The organism is Sphingomonas sp., assembly GCF_965200105.1.
Lineage (GTDB): Bacteria > Pseudomonadota > Alphaproteobacteria > Sphingomonadales > Sphingomonadaceae > Solisphingomonas.
The window spans coordinates 176,215-194,748 of sequence record NZ_CBDATN010000001.1 but is presented as its reverse complement, the minus strand read 5'-3'; the positions used below and the strand labels follow the sequence as shown (position 1 = coordinate 194,748).

Genomic DNA, 18,534 nt, shown 5'->3' with positions numbered 1-18,534 from the left:
AACGGCACAGGGACGGGCCGGGGGAGCGATCCCCCGGCCCTTTTCTACGCGATTGCGCTCGGAACCCGCTTGGACTAGCCGAGGTCATGCTAGGCATCGAGGCGGCGTCGGTCGAGCGATGGGATCCGCGGATCCTAATCTCCGCGGCCGTCACGCGCGATGAGCGAATCGAGCGCTTCCTCCAACGGGCTCGCGCCGGATACGACGCGCAGCCTATCCTCTTCCACCCGCCGCAGCCGATGCTTGTCGGTGGCCGTCATTTCGCCGTTGTGACGGAGACGGGCGGCCTGCACCGAGGCTCCGTTCACACGCTGCCGAACTTCCGCTTCCGCGATGCCTTCGAACCCGTGGCACGCATCCTTTCCGACTCGGGCACGCCCGTGCTCGTCGCGGCAGGTGCGGGCCACGGCAACTACTATCATGCGGTGTTCGAGACCGCCGCGACGGTATTGCTGCATCGCGGCCTGTCGCGCGATCCGATGATACCGTTGCTGCTGCCGCAGCGGAGCGAGCTGTGGATGCGCCATCTCCTCGCCACACTGGCCATCGACAACCCGCAGGTGACGGTCGCCTCGGATGAGGCGATCCTTCTCGATGCCGGGTTGCTCGCGAGCCAGATCGACGCCGGGATCAGCGCCGCCCCACATCCCGCGGCTCTCGCCGCATTACGCGATCGCGCGGCGGGCCACGCGCGCGATCGCGGCCGGCGCGTCTACGTCTCGCGACAGGACGCGGGCACGCGACGCCGAATGGACAACGAGCAGATGCTCTGCGAGGCACTCGGCACGGCGGGCTTCGAGATCGTCACCGCGGGCAGTCTGCCGGTCGCAGCGCAGATAGCGCTGTTCTGCGAGGCGGAACTGATCGTCGCCCCACATGGCGCGGCGCTCGCCAACCTCGCCTTCGTCGACGATGGCGTCGATGGGCCGGCGGTGATCGAGTTGTTTCAGGAGAACTATCTCAACCGCTGCTTCCTCGCGATCGCGCAGGCGAAGCGACTGCGTTACAGGGCTATCGTCAATCCGAGTGGCGCCGCGGCTGGACACCATCATGATACGAGTTGGCGTGCGGACATCCGCTGCTGCTCGAGGCGCTCGGCTGATCGGTAGGATCAGGGCAGCAGCACATCGATGCCGTGCAGCGTCAGCCCCACGAGCCCACCGACCAGCGTGCCGTTGACGCGGATATATTGCAGGTCCCGGCCGACCGCCTGCTCCAGCCTTCCGGTGATCGTGCCCGCGTCCCAGCTCCGCACTGTGTCCGACACCAGCCGCACGATGCCGTCGCCATAACTGGCGGCGGTGCCGACGACGGCTCGACGCGCGAACTGGTTGAGGCGCCGCGCGAGCTCGGGCCTGGTCTGGAGAGTGAGGCCGAGTTGAGCGAGGAGTTCGCCGAGCCTGCCCGCCATCGCCGCCTGCGGGTCGCGCGCGTTCTTGAGCAGCGCGGCGCGCGCCTGTTCCCATAGCCCTTCGAGCCAAGCGCCGACCGCCGGACTCGCGACGATCTCGTCCTTGATGGCGTTCACTCGCACCCGCATCTCGGGATCGTCGCGCAATCGTTGCGCGAGTTCGATCAGCGCATCCGCCGCCTTCGCACGCAGCGGATGGTCGGGATCAGCGGCAAGTTCGGCCATCAGCTTGTAGACGGCGGCTACGATCTTGTCGGCGAGCGTCCGATCCAGGCCCGTCCAGCGCAGGATCGCGCCCGATCTCTCGCTGACCAGACCGCGCAGTAGCGTCTCGTTGGCGGTGAGCGTGCGCGCCGTCCAGTCGATCGCCGCGTCGAGCAGCGCGACGTGGCGGTCGCGCCCGATCGCCGCGGACAGCGCGCCGCCGAGGATCGGAGAGACGTCGAGCGCCGCCAGCCGCTGCGCACCCCATTGCCTCACCATCGCGCCCAGCCGCTCGCCGTCGGCGGCCGCCACAAGATCCGCGATCAGCCGCGAGGCGCCCGCGCGTAGCCGGCCGCGATCGGCGCCGGGGCCGCTCGGTGTCGTCAGGAAGCGACCGGCGGCGCCGGCGAGATCGAGCCGCCGCATCCGGCGCGCGATCACGGTGGGCGTCAGGAAGTTCTGGCGCAGGAAGGCGGCGAGCGTATCGCCGATCCTGTCCTTGTTGCGCGGGATGATCGCGGTGTGCGGGATCGGCAAGCCCAGCGGGTGGCGGAACAGCGCCGTCACCGCGAACCAGTCGGCCAAGCCGCCGACCATCGCGGACTCGGCGAAGGCGCGCACGAAGCCCCAGGCGCCCGCGGACGGCGCGAGCGCACGCACGAGCAGGAACAGCGCCGCCATCCCCACTAGCAGCCCGGTGGCGAAGCGTCGCATCGCGGCGGCACCATCGGAGGCGAAAAGAGCGGCCGGGGACCTCATCGGCTGGTGAAGCCGCGACGAACGCGAAGGTTCATTCGGCGGCTTGCGTGATCCCGCCACGGGACGGCTGCCGCGTGCCGCCGTCCCGCCCACCCGTCGTGAACAAACCGGCGAGGCGCGGCGCCAGCCGCCGCTCGATGCCGTCGGCCAGGCTGAAGGCTGCGGGCACGATCACCAGCGTCAGCAGCGTGGAGAGCGTGAGCCCGCCGATCACCGTCACCGCCATCGGCGCCCGGAAGCTGCCGTCGCCGGTCAGGCTCAGCGCGATCGGCATCATCCCGGCCACCATCGCGATGGTGGTCATCACGATCGGTTGCGCGCGCTTGTGCCCCGCCTCCAGGATCGCGTGGTGTTTGGGTACGCCGCGCGCCATCTCCTCGATCGCGAAATCCACGAGCAGGATCGAGTTCTTGGCGACGATACCGAGCAGCATCAGCAAGCCGATCAGCACCGGCAGCGACACCGCCATTCCCGCGAGATGGAGCGCCAGCGCACCGCCGAGCGGCGCCAGCAAGAGAGACCCCATGTTCACGAACGGCGGCATGATACGCTTATAAAGCAGTACCAGCACCGCGAAGACGAGCATCACGCCCGACGCGACAGCAGTGATGAAGCTCCTCACCGCCTCCTGCTGCCACTTGGCCTCACCAAATGGGGGTCGCTCCACCCCTTCGGGAAGGTGCTTGTAGGCGGGAAGCTGGCCGATCTTATCCATCGCCTGGCTGCTCACCTGGCCCGGCGAGAGATCGGCCGAGATCAGCAGACGGCGTTGCTGGTTGAAGCGCTTGATCTGCGAGGGTCCCTCGCCGAAGCCGACGTCCGCCACGACCGAGAGCGGCACAGAGCCGCCACTGGCGGTGGGCACCGGCAGGTTGCGGATGGTGTCTATGTCGCGGCGGCTATTCTCGTTGATGACGACGCGGATCGGGATCTGCCGGTCGGACAGCGAGAACTTCGCGACGTTCTGGTCGATGTCGCCCAACGTCGCAATGCGGATAGCGGTGGACAGCGCCTGCGTGGAGACGCCCATGTCGGCGGCAAGATCGAAGCGCGGACGGACGAGGATCTCGGGGCGCGGCAGGTCGCCCTCGACCCGAGGTTCGTGGATTTCCTTGAGCGAGCGCATTTGCTGGACGAGCGCGTTGGCGGCGCCCTGCAGCTTGGCGGGATCGTCGCTGGCGAGCAGGATCGACATGTCGCGCCCGCCGCCGCCCGACTGCGACTGGAAGTTCACCCGCGCGTCCGCGACGCGGCTGAGTTCCGGCGCCAGCGCGCGCTCGAAGTCGGTGCTGGTGCGCTTGCGGTCGTGCTTGAGCGTGATGAATATCTTGCCGGTGCCGACGTTGATGATCTCCATCGCGGCGGCGACGTCGGGCTGTCGGCGGACGATGGCGGCCGCCTCGTCCACCTTGGCTTCCGTCTGCGCGAGCGTCGCACCGGGCACGAGCTGGAGACGAAGCTGGCTGAAATCCTGATCCTGCGGCGGGTTGAACTGGAAAGGCAGCGTTGCGAAGGCGAGGATCGTGAGCAGGAAGGCGATGCCGCCGATACCTAGCGTCTTCCAGCGATGGACGAGCGACCAGCGCAGCGCCGCCATGTAGCGTCGCATCAGCCAGCCATCTGGCTTCACCACCTCGCCGTGCGGCTCCAGGAAATAGGCGGCAACCATCGGCGTGACCAGCCGCGCAACCATCAGGCTGAGCAGTACGGCGGCGACCACGGTCAGCCCGAAATTCTTGAAGAACTGCCCCGAGATGCCCGGCATCAGCCCGACGGGCAGGAACACCGCCACGATCGCCATGGTCGTGGCCATGACGGCGAGGCCGATCTCGTCGGCAGCGTCGATCGCGGCTTGATAGGCGGATTTGCCCATCCGCATGTGGCGCACGATATTCTCGATCTCGACGATCGCGTCGTCGACCAGCACCCCGGCCACGAGGCTCAGCGCCAGCAGCGTCATGGCGTTGAGCGTGAAGCCCAGCAGCTGCATCGCCCAGAAGGTGGGGATCGCCGACAGCGGGATGGCGAGCGCGGAGATGGCGGTCGCCCGCCAATCGCGCAGGAAGAAGAATACCACCACGACGGCGAGCACCGCGCCTTCGATCATCGCGTGGATCGCGGACTTATACTGGGTGCGGGTGTAGTCGACGCTGGTGTAGAGCTGGGTGAAATGGATGCGCGGATCCTTGGCCGCCAGCTCCTTCAGCGCGGCCATCGAGGCGTCGTATACCTTGAGGTCCGAGAAGCCCTTGGCGATTTCCAGGTCGAAGGCGAGCACCTGCCGCCCGTTCATCTTGCCGATCTTGCGCTGCTCGGCGAAGGCGTCGCGAACGGCCGCGATGTCGGAGAGCTTGATCGTCCGCCCCGACGCGAGCTGAATCTGCTTCTCGCCAAGCGCGTAGGCGTCGGTGGCGTTGCCCAACACGCGGACCGACTGTTCGGCGCCCGCGATCTCGGCGCGGCCGCCGGCGGCGTTGAGGTTGAGGCCGCGCAGCTCGGCGTTGACCTGGGATGCGGTGATGCCCTGCGCTTGCATCCGCGCGGGATCGAGCACCACGCGGATCTCGCGATCGACACCGCCGACGCGTTCCACCGCCGCCATGCCAGGAATGGCGAGCAGCCGGCGCGATATGGTGTTGTCGACGTACCAGGAGAGCTGCGGCAGCGTCATGTCGACCGCTTCCACCGACATGAAGGCGATCGGATCGCCGTTGATGTCGACCCGGCTCACCTGCGGCTCGAGGATGCCTTCTGGCAGGTTGGAACGGATGCGCGACACCGCGTCGCGCACGTCGTTCATGGCGCGATCGACGGGCGTGCCGATGGTGAACTGCACGAAGGTCTCGGACGAGCCCTCGGTGACGGTAGAGTCGATCTCGTCGACGTTGGTGAGGCCGCGGATCGCCGCCTCGACGCGCTGCGTCACCTGCGTCTCGAGCTCGGTGGGCGCGGCACCGGGCTGCGTCACGACCACGTCGACGCCGGGGAAGGTGATGTCGGGGCTCGCGTTCACGTCCAGCCGCATGAATGCGATCAGGCCGGCGAGCGTCAGCATTGCGAATAGCACCAGCGCCGGCACCGGATTGCGGATCGAGAGGCTGGAGATGTTGCGCATTGCGGCGCCCCTCAGCCGCGCGCGCGCAGGTGCGGCGCGATCTTGTCGCCGGGGTTGAGGAACGCGCCGGCCGAGAACACCACGCGTTCATTGCCGTCCAGGCCCGACAGTACGGCGATGCCCGCGTCCGAGACGTCTCCGACGCGCACATCGCGGCGGGCGACGCGATCGTCGCGTCCGACCACGTAGACATAGTTTGTGCCGTGCTGGTCGCTCATCACCGCTGACTCGGGCAGCACCGGCTTGTCGGCGTTGTCGGACGAGAAGCGCGCGCTGGCGAAGCCGCCGGGTCGGAGCGCGGGAGAAAAGGGCAGGGCGACCCGCGCCTCGCCTTGGCGGGTGGTCGGATCGATGATCGGCGAGATTTGCCAGACGCGTCCGGTGAAGCTCTGGTCCGATCCCACCGGCGTCACCGTCACCGGCATGCCGACGCGGACATGGGCGAGATCCTGCTCGGCGAGCCGCGCGCGCACCTCGACTTGGCCGTCCATGGCGATGCGGAAGAGGGCGGGGGAGCCCGAGCTCACAATCTGGCCGGGCTCCACCGCGCGTGCGAGCACCACCCCACCGGCGGGCGAGCGGATGTCGAGCCGGCCGAGTCGTGCGATCTGCTCCCGATACTGCGCCTGCGCGAGCTCGACCCGCGCGCGCGCCGCATCGCGGGTGGCGGTTCGCGTATCGATGTCGGCCTTGCTAATGAACCCGCGGCCGACCAGCGCCTGCGCGCGATCGAGCTGACTCTGCGCGAGCTTGGCGTCGGCTTGCGCGGCGGCGATCTGCGCGCGCACCTGGCTGGTTTGCGCAGCCTGGACGGCGGGATCGATGGTGGCGAGCGTCTGCCCCGGTCGCACCCTCGCGCCCGCGTCGACCAGCACGCGCGAGACCATGCCGCCCTCGCCTGCGACGCCCACCGGCATGTCGCGCTTGGCGGAGAGCACGCCCGTCGCGGTAATGATGTCGGCGACGGCGGTGCGGCCCGGCACGACGACGGTGACCGCCGGCACGACCGGCACCGCGACCGCGCTGTCGGCTTTGCCGCGACGCGCGAGCAGCACGCCGATCAGCGCCGCGAGGATCAGCAGCCCGCCGGCGATCAGTACCATCCTGCGGCGGCGGCGCCGCGTCCCATCCGAGATGTCAGCGACCGGCTCTCCTCGCCAACCGCCCTGTTCCAGGTTCATGCGCCACCCATCGTCACCGGCGTGCCCGCCGATCCGACTAGTGTGTTATATGAATAGATCACTCGCATCAAGCGCTCCGCCCGTGTTCAGCGTGTCGTTATCCGCCAGGGACGAACAGGCGTGCGGACCGAGGCAATTAAGGGAGTGTCGATCATGAGGCATATCGTTGCGGCGGCGCTGCTCGCCACGTCGTCCATGGGCGTGCCGGCGGTCGCCGCCGACATCGCTACCGTACCGATCGCGGGGACACGGCTCGACCTCGTGGCGGAGGGAGAGGTCAGGCGTGCGCCCGACATCGCCACCGTCACCGCTGGCGTCGTGACGCAGGCGCCGACCGCCGCTGCCGCCATGGCCGAGAATGCGAGGCGGATGGCGGCGGCCGCGACCGCGCTGCGCCGCGCGGGCGTCGCGGACCGCGACGTTCGCACCGCCAGCCTCTCGCTTCAGCCGCAATATCGCTATGCCGACGGTCAGCCGCCGGCGATTACCGGCTATCAGGCGTCCAACCAGCTCGCCGTTACGCTCCGCGACATCGGCCGGGCCGGGGCTGTGCTCGACGCGCTCGTCGGGCAGGGAGTCAATCAGATTTCCGGACCGGACTTCGCGGTCGAGCACCCTGACACCGCGCTCGATGAGGCGCGCGGGCAGGCGCTGGCTGCGGCACGCGCCCGCGCCAATCTATACGCGAAGGCCGCGGGGCTCTCGGTGGCGCGGATCGTCGCGATCTCTGAGGGTGGAGGCTATGATCCGACGCCGCCCCGCCCGATGATGATGATGGCGCGCGCCGAGAAGGCGCCGACCATGCTCGCGCCCGGCGAGGAGAAGATCGGCGTGACGCTGAACGTCACCTTCGAGCTACGCTGAGATGAGAAGGGCCGCCCGGTCGATCGACCGGACGGCCCTTCGGGTCACATAGGCGGGGCGGTCAGCGGACCGTGCCGCGCCGAACCAGGTTGACGATCGCGAGCAGGACCACTGCGCCGAGGAGCGAGACGAGGAACGTCTCCAGCGTCAGCCCGCCATTATTGATCTCGCCGCGACCGAAGATCAGGCCGCCGATGAACGCGCCGACGATGCCCACGACAATGTTCAGGATGATGCCCTGCTGCGCATCGGTGCGCATGATGATGCTCGCCAGCCAACCGACGATACCGCCCACGATCAACCACACGATGATACCCATGACGTCCTCCCAAATCGCGCGTCGCCATCGGCGGCGGCAGGGCGGTGGATACGCGCGAGGAGGTCATTACGTTCCTGTCGCGATCGCCCGCCGTATTGGGAGGCGGAGATAGCGGTGTGATTAGTAGCGGTGCTGTCGGTCGAACTCGGCGCGATACTTCTGGATGCGAGTGACGCGCAGGCCGCGCATGCCCGACCGATCGACCGCGCGCTGCCAGGAGGCGAACTCCTCCAGGCTGAGCCGGTAGCGGTCGCAGGCCTCGTCGACGGTGAGCAGGCCGCCGTTGACGGCGGCGACGACCTCCGCCTTGCGGCGGACGACCCATCGATGGGTGTCGACGGGCGGCAGGCTGTCGATCGTCAGCGGCTCGCCCAAGGGGCCGATCACCTGCGCCGGACGAATCTTCTGGACCTCGATCATGGACACCCTCGAACTGGGCCTTGCGGCCAACGGCGCTCCCCGTCTGAGGGTCGTTTAGCGGACGCGTCTTGAAGGAACGCTAAAACGCCAAGGTAAAGGCGCTCTTCACCCTTCCCGCGCGACGCCGGCATGGAAGCTGCCGCCACGCGCCGCGGTCGGGGCGCGCATCGCTGCGACGAGGTTCGACGCCGGCTCGTGCTTCGCGCCCGCGCGGTCCAGCGCCGCCGCCGCGCGCGCGGTGCGGGTGCGCGCCTGGCGAATGGCGGCTGCGGCGGCGATCAGCGCGTGGTCCGGCGCCTTTCGGCTGGCGTCGGCTGCGACGATTCGGCTGGAATGCATGAACGGCCGTCTCCGATGTGGAAGGCCAGAATGCCGCCGGAAATGCTAATCCTGGGTAAACGACGATGCGTAACCTTTGCCGCCACCCCTGCATCGCCTATGGCGGCTGGGTGATAGACGGCGACTTCCAACTCCCGGCGCCGAGGGCCGCGCGGCGCATCGTCGTCGCCATGTCCGGCGGGGTCGATAGCTCGGTCGTGGCGGCACTGGCGGCGGCGAGCGGCGCCGAGACGATCGGTGTGACGCTCCAGCTCTACGATCATGGGGCGGCCGCCGGGCGGGCGGGAAGCTGCTGTGCCGGCCGCGACATCCGCGACGCGCGCGTGGTGTGCGATCGGCTCGGCATCGCGCACTACGTCTTCGATCACGAGAGCGCCTTCCGTGCTACCGTGATCGACCGTTTCGCCGATGATTATCTGGCCGGCCGCACGCCCATACCGTGCGTGCGCTGCAACGAGGGCGTGAAGTTCACCGACCTGCTCCGCTTGGCGCGCGAACTCGGCGCCGACTGCCTCGCAACCGGCCATTACGTCCGCCGCGTCATCGGGGCTTCGGGCGCGGAGCTGCATCGCGCGATCGACCCGGCGCGCGACCAGAGCTATTTCCTGTTCGCGACGACGCCGCGACAACTCGACTACCTACGCTTCCCGCTCGGCGGCATGGAGAAGGCGCGGGTGCGCGAGATCGCCGCCTCGCTTGGGCTCGGCGTGGCGGCCAAGCCGGACAGCCAGGACATCTGCTTCGTGCCCGATCGCGATTATGCCGCGACCGTGCGCCGATTGCGCCCGGAAGCGGACCGGCCGGGCGAGATCGTGTCGCTTCACGGGCGAGTGCTCGGCCGCCACCGCGGCATCGTCGGTTTCACTGTCGGCCAGCGTCGGGGTCTGGAGATCGGCGGCGCGCCCGAGCCGCTCTATGTCGTCCGCATCGAGGCCGACGCGGCGCGCGTCGTCGTGGGCCCGCGAAGCGTGCTGGCGGTCCGGGGGGCGCGTCTGTCGGCGCTCAACCGGCTCGGGCCTTTGGACGGGCCGCTCGCGGCCAAGGTCCGCTCGGCGGCGAAGCCCGTGCCTGCGCGGCTGGAAGGCGACCAGCTGGTCTTCGCCACGCCCGAATATGGCGTCTCGCCGGGCCAGGCGGCGGTGCTGTACGCGGGCGAACGCGTGCTCGGCGGCGGCTGGATCGAGGCGACCGAGGCCGCGCTGGAGCCCGCCGCCGCCTGACGCCTCAGGCCTTGCCGCTGTTGAGCGCGGTGCCCTCCTCGGTGGCGTGCCGCGCGGACGCGCGCTCGCGCAGCTCCTCGGGGGTCGGCGTGTCGCGCTCCCGCTTCATCGTCTCGATCTTCTTGCCGAGCTCCTCGCTCCGCTCGTCCAGGTCGTCGGCCATATCGCTCTCCTTTCCCGTTCCGAACGTTCGCATGCCGGCCCGGTTCAGATCGCGAAGGCGCCCTCGATCACGGTGACGCAGCGTCCGCCGAGCACGACGCGGTCGCCGTCGAGCCGGCATGTGAGCCGGCCGCCGCGCGCGGAAGCCTGAGAGGCGGTGAAGGCGTCGAGGCCGAGCCGCTGCGCCCAGTAGGGCACTACGACGGCGTGGGCCGAGCCGGTCACGGGATCCTCGTCGATCCCGGCGCCTGGTGCGAACGCGCGGCTGACGATGTCGGTCTCGTTGCCCGGCGCGGTGACGATGGTCAGCGTGTCGCCCTCGCGTCCCAACGCGCGGAAGTCCGGCGTCACCGCGCGCACCGCCGCCTCGTCCTTTAGCACCACGACGCCGTAGCGCTGCTGATGCCAAAGCGTCTCGACCACGCCGTCGACGCCGAGCGCTGCGACGATCGCGTCGAGCGCCTTCGCCTCCGCCACCCACGCAGGCAGCGACAGCGCGTAGCCGCCGCGCTCGGCGCGCGACACCTCCAGCACGCCGGCCTGACGCGTGGCGAAGCGCACCGTCTCCCGACGCGGATCGGCGGAGAGGAGGACGTGCCCGCTCGCCAGCGTCGCGTGGCCGCACATCGCGACCTCCACCGTCGGCGTGAACCAGCGCAGCTCGCGATCGATGCCAGCCTCGACGGAGGGCACCAGGAAGGCCGTCTCGGCGAGATTGTTCTCGGCCGCGATCGCCTGCAGCAACTCGTCGGGCAGCCACGCGTCGAGCGGCATCACCGCCGCCGGATTGCCGGTGAACGGCCGGTCCGCGAAGGCGTCGACCTGGAAGAAGGGCAGCCTGGTCATGCGGTCCTCACGGGTAGAGCAGGCCCTCGGTCCAGCCGTCTCCGGCGCGCGCGAAGACGCGGCGTTCGTGCAGGCGATGCGCGCGGTCCTGCCAGAACTCGAAGGCGCGCGGCACGACGCGGTAGCCGCCCCAATCCGCGGGCCGTTCGACCTCGCGGTCGGCCCACCGGCGCTCCTCCTCGTCGTAGCGCGCGAGGAAGGCCTCGCGACTGGCGAGCCGGCGCGATTGGTCGGAGGCGACGGCGCCGAGCTGCGAGGCGCGGCTGCGCGAGGCGAAATAGGTGTCGGCCTCCGCGTCGCTCACGCGCTCGACATCGCCCTCGATCCTTACCTGCCGGCGGAGCGACTTCCAATGGAAGAGCAGCGCCGCTTGCGCGTTGGCACCGAGGTCGTCCGCCTTGCGGCTGCCGAGATTGGTGTAGAATAGAAACCCGCGATCATGCCCCTTCAGCAACACCATCCGCGCGGAGGGGCGGCCCGCGGCATCAATGGTGGCGAGGCACATGGCGTTGGGATCGTTGGGCTCGCCGGCCTCGGCCTCGCGCAGCCAGGCGTCGAACAGCGCGTGGGGATCGTCCGTCATGCGCTGGCTATAGGCAGGCGCGTACCCTTGCGCGACCCGGCACCGACACCATCTTTGTTGCATATTAGCAACAGTTGGCCGGCCGCGCGGCCGCGCTAGAGGGCAGACATGGCTGATCCTTACCAGATACTGGGTGTCGCGCGCGACGCCGACGAGGCGGCGATCAAGAAGGGCTATCGCAAGCTCGCCAAGGAGCTGCACCCCGATCGCAACAAGGACAATCCCAAGGCGGCGGAGCATTTCTCCGCCGTCACCGCCGCCTACGACCTGCTCTCCGACAAGGACAAGCGCGCGCAATATGATCGCGGCGAGATCGACGGCGACGGCAATCCCGCCGCGCCGTTCGGCTTCGGCGGCGGCGCGGGCGGCGGCGGCAATCCGTTCGGTGCCGGGCGCGGCTTCCACCCCGGCGCGGGGCCGGGCGGGGCGGGCGGCTTCAAGTTCGAGGAAGGCGATTTTGGCGACATCTTCGACAACCTGTTCTCGCGCGGCGGCGCTGCCCCGCAAAGTGGCGGCGGTGCCGGCGGCGGCGGGCCGTTCGGCGGCTTCGGCCGGCGTGGGCGCCAACCGCAGGCGAAGGGCGCCGACGTCGCCTATCGACTGGCGGTGCCGTTCGAGGATGCCGCGGCGTTGCGCCCGCAGCGCGTGACGCTGGGATCGGGCAAGACGATCGAACTCAAGCTCCCCGCCGGCGTCGAGACCGGCACGCAGCGTCGGCTGGCGGGCCAGGGCGAGGCGGGCCCCGTCGGCCCTGGCGACGCGATCGTCACCATCGAGGTGCAGCCCCACCGCTTCTTCACGCGCGACGGCGACGACGTGCGGCTGGAGCTTCCGATGCGGCTCGACGAAGCGGTGCTGGGCGGCAAGGTGAAGGTGCCGACCGTCGACGGCGCGGTCATGGTCACCATCCCCAAGGGCTCCTCGTCGGGACGCACGCTCAGGCTCGGCGGCAAGGGCTTCCACCGTCAGGGCGGCGGGCGCGGCGACCAGCTCGTCACGCTGATGGTGGACCTGCCCGCGTCGGATGCCGCTCTGGAAGCATTCCTGGAAGGCTGGACGAGCGACCGGGATCGCAATCCACGGGCCGCCCTGGGTGTCTGACACGCGGACGGCGCGTACCCGCGCCTATGCGGAGCGGCGGCTATGGCCGATCGCCAGGCGCGTGCTGCTGGGTGTCTACACCGACGGCTTCATCCACGCGGGCAACATCGCCTACCTATCGATGCTGTCGCTGTTCCCCTTCTTCATCATCGTGACGGCGCTCGCCCAGCTGTTCGGCCAGTCTGGCGAGGGCGCCGCCGCGATCGAGCAGATGCTGCACCTGATGCCCCGTAGCATCCGCGACATGCTGCGCCCGATCGTGTCCGCCGTGCTCGCCGCGCGCACCGGGCCGCTGCTGTGGCTAGGCGCGGCCGTTGGGCTGTGGACGGTGGGCAGCTTCATCGAGACCATCCGCGATATCCTGCGTCGTGCCTACGCCACCGGCTACACCGCCGCCTTCTGGAAGTACCGGCTGTGGTCGGGGCTGACCATCCTCGCCGCCGTGCTGGCCATGTTCATCGCGTTCGCGGTGCAGGCGGCGCTGACGGCGGCGGAGAACGTGATCGACCGCTTCATCCCCGTCGCGCAGGAGCTGGTCGGCTGGATAGGCATCTCGCGCGTGCTGCCAGGCTTCGTGCTGTTCGGCGCTCTCTACATCCTGTTCCTGACACTGACGCCCAGCCGCTACCGGCTGAACGGGTCCCCGCGCTGGCCGGGCGCGCTGCTCACCGCGTGCTGGTGGCTGGCGACCACCGCCGTGCTGCCGCTGGTGCTCGGACGGCTGAACTACGGGCTCACCTACGGTAGTCTCGCGAGCGTGATCGTAACGCTGTTCTTCTTCTGGCTGGTCGGGCTGGGGCTGGTGACGGGCGCGCATCTCAACGCCGCGCTGGCCAGACCGATCGAAACGGGCGTAAGGGACAGCGCCGGTTGAGGTGCGAGGAGGCGGCATGGCGGGTTTGATGGAGGGCAAGCGCGGGCTCGTCATGGGTCTCGCGAACGATCGCTCGCTCGCGTGGGGGATCGCCAAGGCATTGCGCGCGCAAGGCGCCGACCTTGCCTTCAGCTACCAGGGCGAGGCGCTGGCCAAGCGCGTGCGCCCGCTCGCCGCCGAACTGGGATCGGACTTCCTCATCGATTGCGACGTGTCGGACATGGTGGGCCTCGACGGGGCGTTCGGGACACTTGCGGCGCGCTGGCCGACGATCGACTTCGTCGTCCACGCGATCGGCTTCTCCGACAAGAATGAGCTTCGCGGCAAGTTCGTCGACACTAGCCTCGACAATTTCCTGCTGACCATGAACGTCTCGGCCTACAGCTTCGTCGCGGTCGCCAAGCGCGCGCGCGCGATGATGCCCGGGGGCGGATCGTTGCTGACCTTGAGCTATTACGGCGCCGAGAAGGTGGTGCCGCACTATAACGTCATGGGTGTCGCCAAGGCCGCGCTGGAAACGAGCGTCAAGTATCTGGCGATGGATCTCGGCCCCGAGCGCATCCGCGTCAACGCCGTGTCCGCCGGCCCGATCAAGACGCTTGCGGCGTCCGGGATCGGCGACTTCCGCTACATCATGAAGTGGAACGAGTTGAACTCGCCGTTGCGCCGCAACGTGACGATCGAGGATGTCGGTGGAGCGGGGCTCTACCTCCTCTCGGATCTCGCCAGCGGGGTGACGGGCGAGGTCCACCATGTCGACGCCGGTTACAACGTGATCGGCATGAAGGCCGAGGACGCGCCCGACATCGCGCTGACGTGAGCGCACCTGCGTGAGCCTCAACAGCTTCGGCCACGTTTTTCGCTTCACCACCTGGGGAGAGAGCCACGGGCCTGCGCTCGGCGCGGTCGTAGATGGCTGTCCACCGGGGCTGGCGCTGACCGAGGAGGATATCCAGCCTTGGCTTGACCGGCGTCGGCCCGGCACCTCGCGCTTCACCACGCAGCGCCGCGAGCCTGATCGTGTCCGTATACTGTCCGGCACGTTCGAGGGCCGGACGACGGGCACGCCGATCAGCCTGATGATCGAGAATGTCGACGCTCGATCGAAGGATTATGCGGACGTCGCGCAGGCTTACCGCCCCGGCCACGCCGACTATGCCTATGACGCCAAGTACGGCTTGCGCGATCCTCGCGGCGGCGGACGCTCCTCGGCGCGCGAGACGGCCGCGCGGGTGGCGGCGGGCGCGGTCGCGCGGGCGGTGATCCCCGAAGTTCGCGTCCGGGGCTATTTGGTCGAGCTCGGCGGGGATCCGATCGACCGGGTCGCCTTCGAGGACGCCGAGGTAGACCGGAACCCCTTCTTCTGCCCCGACGCCGCCGCAGCGACGCGCTGGGCGGCGATCGTCGACAGCGCGCGCAAGGCGGGCTCCTCTGTAGGTGCGGTCGTCGAGTGCGTGGCGGAGGACGTACCGGCGGGCTGGGGCGCGCCGATCTACGCTAAGCTCGATGCCGAGCTTGCGGCCGCGCTGATGTCGATCAACGCGGTCAAGGGCGTCGAGATCGGCGACGGCTTTGCGGCCGCGCGCCTGTCGGGCGAGGAGAATGGCGATCCGATGCGGCCGGGAGCGAATGGGCGGCCGGACTTCGCGAGCAATCATGCCGGCGGCATCGCCGGTGGCATCGCGACCGGGCAGCCGGTCGTGGTGCGCTGCGCGCTGAAGCCGACCTCCTCGATCCTCACTCCGATGGACACGGTCGACCGCCAGGGCGCCGCGACGACGATCGCCACGCGAGGCCGCCACGATCCCTGCGTTGCCATCCGTGCGGCGCCCGTCGTCGAGGCCATGGTGGCGTTGGTGCTGGCCGATCAGAAGATGCTCCACCGCGCCCAGTGCGTGTAAGCAGGCTGGTCGAACGTAGCTGGGCGACGGATAGAAGCGCTGTGTCGTGCGTTGAGTGAGGCGAGAGGGTGAAGAAGACCGGCTGGTCGCCCTCTGCGCATCGGTTACGGCCGCCGCGCGGTCTTGGTTCGCCGGTGTCGACTGACCGTGGGTTACCGGTTTGAGATCGAGAACGACAGGAGATAGATATGCGTAAAGTAATGATCGCCGCCATTTCGGGTGCGGCGCTGATGGGTTCCGCCGCGCTCGCGCAGATGTCGGGTGGAACGAGCGGAAGCGCGACCTCGTCGGGCGCCTCCTCGCCTTCATCGGCGTCCGGTAGCGCGTCGGGGCAGTCGGGAATGTCTTCGGGCGGGATGTCGAGCCAGTCCGGCATGTCGTCGGGCGGAATGAGCAGCGGTACCGACTCGTCGATGTCCTCTACGAGATCAGGCACGCGGGGCAAGTCCTCACGCCGCTCGCGGAGCGGATCGACCGGCAGCTCGGGCAGCATGTCCAGCAGCGGCGGCAGCGGTGCGTCGGACATGTCTTCGGGATCGATGTCCTCAGGTGGAACGTCGTCGGGCGGTAGCATGAGTTCCGGCGGCACGTCGTCGGGCAGCATGAGTTCCGGCGGGATGAGTTCCGGCGGGATGAGTTCCGGCGGGATGAGCTCCGGCGGAATGAGCTCCGGCGGAACGTCTTCGGGCGGGACCTCCTCGGGTGGCGGGACCAGCTCCGGCGGCTGACACTCCGCGGCTGACACTCCGCGAGGGAATGAGGTTAGGGGCCGGCGGGAAACCGCCGGCCGTTTTCTTAATCCGCGAAGGGATCGCGCACGAGAATGGTGTCGTCCCGCTCGGGGCTGGTCGAAACGAGCGCAACCGGGCAGCGGATCAACTCCTCGATACGCCGAATATACTTGATGGCGGCAGCGGGAAGGTCCGCCCAACTGCGGGCGCCCTGGGTCGAGGCGCCCCAACCCTCGATCTCCTCGTAGACGGGCTCGGCCTCGGCTTGGTCGCGGGCGTGCGGCGGCAGATATCCAACCACGCGTCCTCCAATCCGATAGCCGGTGCAAATCATCAGCCGGTCGAAGCCGTCGAGCACGTCGAGCTTGGTGAGCGCGATGCCGGTTATGCCGGACACCGCCGCCGCCTGCCGCACCAGCACGGCGTCGAACCAGCCGCAGCGGCGCTTGCGCCCCGTCACCGTGCCGAACTCGTGGCCGCGCGTGCCCAGCCGCTCCCCGATCTCGTCGTCGAGCTCGGTGGGAAACGGGCCGGAGCCGACCCGCGTGGTGTAGGCCTTGACGATGCCGAGCACGTACCCCGCCGCCGATGGGCCGAGCCCCGAACCACCCGCCGCCGTGCCCGCGATCGTGTTGGACGAGGTGACGAAGGGATAGGTGCCGTGATCGACATCGAGCAGCACGCCCTGCGCGCCCTCGAACAGGATGCGCCGGCCCTGCTGCTTGGCCTCGTCGAGATCGCGCCAGACAGGCGCGGCGTAGGGCAGCACGATCGGCGCGATCCCGGCCAGGTCGCGCATCAGCCTCTCGCGATCGATCGGCGGCTCGCCGAAGCCCGCGCGCAGCGCGTCGTGATGGGCGGTCAGGCGATCGATCTGCGGCCCTAGGCTGTCGAGGTGGGCGAGATCGCACACGCGGATCGCGCGCCTGCCCACCTTATCCTCATAGGCCGGCCCGATGCCGCGTCGCGTCGTACCGATCTTGCCCGCGCCGGAAGCGTCCTCGCGCAGCCCATCGAGGTCGCGATGGAAGGGCAGGATCAGCGGGCAGGTCTCGGCGATGCGCAGCGTGCTCGGCGTGATTGCGACGCCCTGCGCGGTCAGCTTGGCGATCTCGTCGCGCAGGTGCCACGGGTCGAGCACGACGCCGTTGCCGATGACGGACAGCGTGCCGCGCACGATGCCGGAGGGCAGCAGCGACAGCTTGTAGGTGGTGCCGCCGACGACGAGCGTGTGGCCGGCATTGTGACCGCCCTGGAAGCGCACCACGACTTCCGCCTTGCTCGCCAGCCAGTCGACGATCTTGCCCTTTCCCTCGTCGCCCCACTGGGCGCCGACGACGGTGACGTTGGCCATGGCGGCTCCCTGTTCCTAAGCGATCGGGCGGAGGCTGCCGTCCGCCCAGACGTGTGCGCAGCCGAGCGCCGTCGCTTCGTCGCCGTCGCCGAGCGCGGCGACGGTGGCATAGCCCTGCGCGCGGAGCTCCGCGCCGTCGGCCGGATCGTGGCCGAGCGGCATGAACACGCGCGCGCGTGATGGCGGCGCCAGCCCAGCGTCGACCAGCGGATCGAGGTAGAGCGAGAAACCGACTGCCGGCTCCTCGCGTCCGTCGGGATGGCAGATGGTGTAGCTGCCGCCGCGCCCGATCTCGCCCGAGACGCCGCTCGTGAAGATGGAGAAGCCGATCCAGCTCTGATACTCGAAGCCGTGCCGTTCGGTGGGATCGAGCGTGACGGCGGCGCGGTCGCCCACCGCCGCGACGATCGCGCGCACGCCCCTCAGACGCGAGGCGAGCTCGCCGCCGCTGTCGAGCGCGGCGAGCCGCGTGAGCGCCGGGCCGACGGGGCCCGCCGCCTCGATGAGCGGCAGGTAGGCGTCGGCGCCGAGCGCGGCGAGCGCGCCGGCATCCTTGCGATCGAGCTCCTCGATCACCTGGTCGACGATCTCTCCGGGGAGCGGCAGAGGCCCGGCGGCGAGCAGCGGCACAAGGTCGGGCAGCGTGAGATCGACCGTGAAGTCGCGCGCTCCGGCGTTGCCGAGCGCGTCGATCGCGACGCGGATCGTCTCGATCACGGCAGGCACCGCGTCGGTGCCGACGATCTCGCAGCCGGCCTGGCACATCTCGCGCTCGGGGCGAAGCTGCGTGCCGCGGACCTTGAGCACCTGTCCGGCGTAGCAGAGGCGCAGCGGGCGCGGACGGTGCGCGAGGCGCGTAGCGGCAATGCGTCCCACCTGGGCGGTGATGTCGGGGCGGAGCGCGAGCGTGCGCTGCGAGATCGGATCGACGAAGCGCAGCAGGTCGGTGGCGCGCGCCGCCTTCAAGCCCTTGGCGAGCGTCGCCTCGAACTCGGCGAGCGGCGGCTCGACGCGGGCATAGCCATTGCCCTCCGCCACCCAGAGCACCGCGCCGCGCACGCGGCCGAGCGCCTCGGCCTCGGGCGGCAGGCGGTCGCGCAGGCCTTCGGGGAGGAGGGCAGGGGACGTCACGCCTCGCCCTTTAACGAGC

Annotated in this window: 18 protein-coding genes; 7 read left to right on the top strand and 11 right to left on the bottom strand. The window is 69.5% G+C overall.

What is annotated here, in order from left to right; genetic code table 11:
* The first annotated feature begins 86 nt into the window (after positions 1-86).
* Positions 87-1,109: a glycosyltransferase family 61 protein gene (locus ACOFKX_RS00975; protein ID WP_419825229.1), complete on the top strand. Its 1,023-nt coding sequence runs from the start codon at positions 87-89 to the stop codon at positions 1,107-1,109.
* Positions 1,110-1,111: 2 nt separating this feature from the next.
* On the opposite strand, the gene ACOFKX_RS00970 is transcribed toward ACOFKX_RS00975, so the two are convergent.
* The 3 genes from ACOFKX_RS00970 to ACOFKX_RS00960 all read right to left on the bottom strand — a co-directional run bounded on the left by ACOFKX_RS00970 (position 1,112) and on the right by ACOFKX_RS00960 (position 6,670).
* Entirely contained in the window at positions 1,112-2,329 is a 1,218-nt protein-coding gene (locus ACOFKX_RS00970; RefSeq protein ID WP_419825228.1) for a DUF445 domain-containing protein, read from the bottom strand.
* Between the two features lie 76 nt (positions 2,330-2,405).
* Entirely contained in the window at positions 2,406-5,489 is a 3,084-nt protein-coding gene (locus tag ACOFKX_RS00965; protein WP_419825227.1) for an efflux RND transporter permease subunit, read from the bottom strand.
* A gap of 11 nt (positions 5,490-5,500) precedes the next feature.
* On the bottom strand, positions 5,501-6,670 hold the full coding sequence (locus tag ACOFKX_RS00960) for an efflux RND transporter periplasmic adaptor subunit (protein ID WP_419825226.1): 1,170 nt from the start codon (positions 6,668-6,670) through the stop codon (positions 5,501-5,503).
* Between the two features lie 153 nt (positions 6,671-6,823).
* Here ACOFKX_RS00960 and ACOFKX_RS00955 point away from each other — a divergent pair, with 153 nt between their 5' ends.
* Complete coding sequence (locus ACOFKX_RS00955; RefSeq protein ID WP_419825225.1) at positions 6,824-7,534, top strand: SIMPL domain-containing protein; 711 nt, start codon at positions 6,824-6,826, stop codon at positions 7,532-7,534.
* A 61-nt stretch (positions 7,535-7,595) separates the two neighbouring features.
* Here ACOFKX_RS00955 and ACOFKX_RS00950 read toward each other — a convergent pair whose 3' ends face one another.
* The 3 genes from ACOFKX_RS00950 to ACOFKX_RS00940 form a co-directional block, all read right to left on the bottom strand.
* Positions 7,596-7,853 (bottom strand): GlsB/YeaQ/YmgE family stress response membrane protein, encoded by a 258-nt coding sequence (locus ACOFKX_RS00950; protein ID WP_419825224.1) that lies wholly within the window; start codon positions 7,851-7,853, stop codon positions 7,596-7,598.
* A 120-nt stretch (positions 7,854-7,973) separates the two neighbouring features.
* Positions 7,974-8,273, bottom strand: a complete 300-nt coding sequence (locus tag ACOFKX_RS00945; RefSeq protein WP_419825223.1) for a DUF1153 domain-containing protein — start codon at positions 8,271-8,273, stop codon at positions 7,974-7,976.
* 105 nt (positions 8,274-8,378) lie between these two features.
* A complete protein-coding gene (locus ACOFKX_RS00940; RefSeq protein WP_419825222.1) occupies positions 8,379-8,612 on the bottom strand; it encodes a hypothetical protein in 234 nt (77 codons plus the stop codon).
* Positions 8,613-8,677: 65 nt separating this feature from the next.
* Here ACOFKX_RS00940 and mnmA point away from each other — a divergent pair, with 65 nt between their 5' ends.
* The gene (gene mnmA, locus ACOFKX_RS00935; RefSeq protein WP_419825221.1) at positions 8,678-9,832 is read left to right on the top strand and encodes a tRNA 2-thiouridine(34) synthase MnmA; all 1,155 of its coding nucleotides are present in this window, start codon (positions 8,678-8,680) and stop codon (positions 9,830-9,832) included.
* A 4-nt stretch (positions 9,833-9,836) separates the two neighbouring features.
* Here mnmA and ACOFKX_RS00930 read toward each other — a convergent pair whose 3' ends face one another.
* Genes ACOFKX_RS00930 through pdxH form a run of 3 tightly spaced genes read right to left on the bottom strand, consistent with a single transcriptional unit; the run spans position 9,837 to position 11,486 of the window.
* Positions 9,837-9,995, bottom strand: coding sequence for a hypothetical protein (locus ACOFKX_RS00930; protein ID WP_419825220.1), 159 nt, complete (start codon positions 9,993-9,995; stop codon positions 9,837-9,839).
* Between the two features lie 44 nt (positions 9,996-10,039).
* Positions 10,040-10,840: a PhzF family phenazine biosynthesis protein gene (locus ACOFKX_RS00925; protein WP_419825219.1), complete on the bottom strand. Its 801-nt coding sequence runs from the start codon at positions 10,838-10,840 to the stop codon at positions 10,040-10,042.
* 7 nt (positions 10,841-10,847) lie between these two features.
* Complete coding sequence (gene pdxH / locus ACOFKX_RS00920) at positions 10,848-11,486, bottom strand: pyridoxamine 5'-phosphate oxidase (protein WP_419825218.1); 639 nt, start codon at positions 11,484-11,486, stop codon at positions 10,848-10,850.
* Positions 11,487-11,531: 45 nt separating this feature from the next.
* Here pdxH and ACOFKX_RS00915 point away from each other — a divergent pair, with 45 nt between their 5' ends.
* From ACOFKX_RS00915 to aroC, 4 genes are read left to right on the top strand one after another with little or no spacing between them, the layout of a single operon-like run.
* Entirely contained in the window at positions 11,532-12,524 is a 993-nt protein-coding gene (locus tag ACOFKX_RS00915; RefSeq protein ID WP_419825217.1) for a DnaJ C-terminal domain-containing protein, read from the top strand.
* Positions 12,517-13,398 (top strand): YihY/virulence factor BrkB family protein, encoded by an 882-nt coding sequence (locus ACOFKX_RS00910; protein WP_419825216.1) that lies wholly within the window; start codon positions 12,517-12,519, stop codon positions 13,396-13,398. Before ACOFKX_RS00915 ends, ACOFKX_RS00910 begins: the two co-directional genes overlap by 8 nt.
* 16 nt (positions 13,399-13,414) lie before the next feature.
* Positions 13,415-14,218, top strand: coding sequence for an enoyl-ACP reductase FabI (gene fabI, locus ACOFKX_RS00905; protein ID WP_419825215.1), 804 nt, complete (start codon positions 13,415-13,417; stop codon positions 14,216-14,218).
* Between the two features lie 10 nt (positions 14,219-14,228).
* A complete protein-coding gene (aroC, locus tag ACOFKX_RS00900) occupies positions 14,229-15,299 on the top strand; it encodes a chorismate synthase (protein WP_419825214.1) in 1,071 nt (356 codons plus the stop codon).
* 795 nt (positions 15,300-16,094) lie between these two features.
* Here aroC and ACOFKX_RS00895 read toward each other — a convergent pair.
* Complete coding sequence (locus ACOFKX_RS00895; protein ID WP_419825213.1) at positions 16,095-17,384, bottom strand: adenylosuccinate synthase; 1,290 nt, start codon at positions 17,382-17,384, stop codon at positions 16,095-16,097.
* 15 nt (positions 17,385-17,399) lie between these two features.
* Positions 17,400-18,515 (bottom strand): ATP phosphoribosyltransferase regulatory subunit, encoded by a 1,116-nt coding sequence (locus tag ACOFKX_RS00890; RefSeq protein ID WP_419825212.1) that lies wholly within the window; start codon positions 18,513-18,515, stop codon positions 17,400-17,402.
* Between the last annotated feature and the right edge of the window lie 19 nt (positions 18,516-18,534).

Coding starts and splice junctions, on each gene's coding strand:
- ACOFKX_RS00975 (WP_419825229.1), top strand. CDS start 87: ATGCTAGGCATCGAGGCGGCGTCGGTCGAGCGATGGGATCCGCGGATC.
- ACOFKX_RS00970 (WP_419825228.1), bottom strand. CDS start 2,329: ATGCGACGCTTCGCCACCGGGCTGCTAGTGGGGATGGCGGCGCTGTTC.
- ACOFKX_RS00965 (WP_419825227.1), bottom strand. CDS start 5,489: ATGCGCAACATCTCCAGCCTCTCGATCCGCAATCCGGTGCCGGCGCTG.
- ACOFKX_RS00960 (WP_419825226.1), bottom strand. CDS start 6,670: ATGAACCTGGAACAGGGCGGTTGGCGAGGAGAGCCGGTCGCTGACATC.
- ACOFKX_RS00955 (WP_419825225.1), top strand. CDS start 6,824: ATGAGGCATATCGTTGCGGCGGCGCTGCTCGCCACGTCGTCCATGGGC.
- ACOFKX_RS00950 (WP_419825224.1), bottom strand. CDS start 7,853: ATGGGTATCATCGTGTGGTTGATCGTGGGCGGTATCGTCGGTTGGCTG.
- ACOFKX_RS00945 (WP_419825223.1), bottom strand. CDS start 8,273: ATGATCGAGGTCCAGAAGATTCGTCCGGCGCAGGTGATCGGCCCCTTG.
- ACOFKX_RS00940 (WP_419825222.1), bottom strand. CDS start 8,612: ATGCATTCCAGCCGAATCGTCGCAGCCGACGCCAGCCGAAAGGCGCCG.
- mnmA (WP_419825221.1), top strand. CDS start 8,678: ATGCGTAACCTTTGCCGCCACCCCTGCATCGCCTATGGCGGCTGGGTG.
- ACOFKX_RS00930 (WP_419825220.1), bottom strand. CDS start 9,995: ATGGCCGACGACCTGGACGAGCGGAGCGAGGAGCTCGGCAAGAAGATC.
- ACOFKX_RS00925 (WP_419825219.1), bottom strand. CDS start 10,840: ATGACCAGGCTGCCCTTCTTCCAGGTCGACGCCTTCGCGGACCGGCCG.
- pdxH (WP_419825218.1), bottom strand. CDS start 11,486: ATGCAACAAAGATGGTGTCGGTGCCGGGTCGCGCAAGGGTACGCGCCT.
- ACOFKX_RS00915 (WP_419825217.1), top strand. CDS start 11,532: ATGGCTGATCCTTACCAGATACTGGGTGTCGCGCGCGACGCCGACGAG.
- fabI (WP_419825215.1), top strand. CDS start 13,415: ATGGCGGGTTTGATGGAGGGCAAGCGCGGGCTCGTCATGGGTCTCGCG.
- ACOFKX_RS00895 (WP_419825213.1), bottom strand. CDS start 17,384: ATGGCCAACGTCACCGTCGTCGGCGCCCAGTGGGGCGACGAGGGAAAG.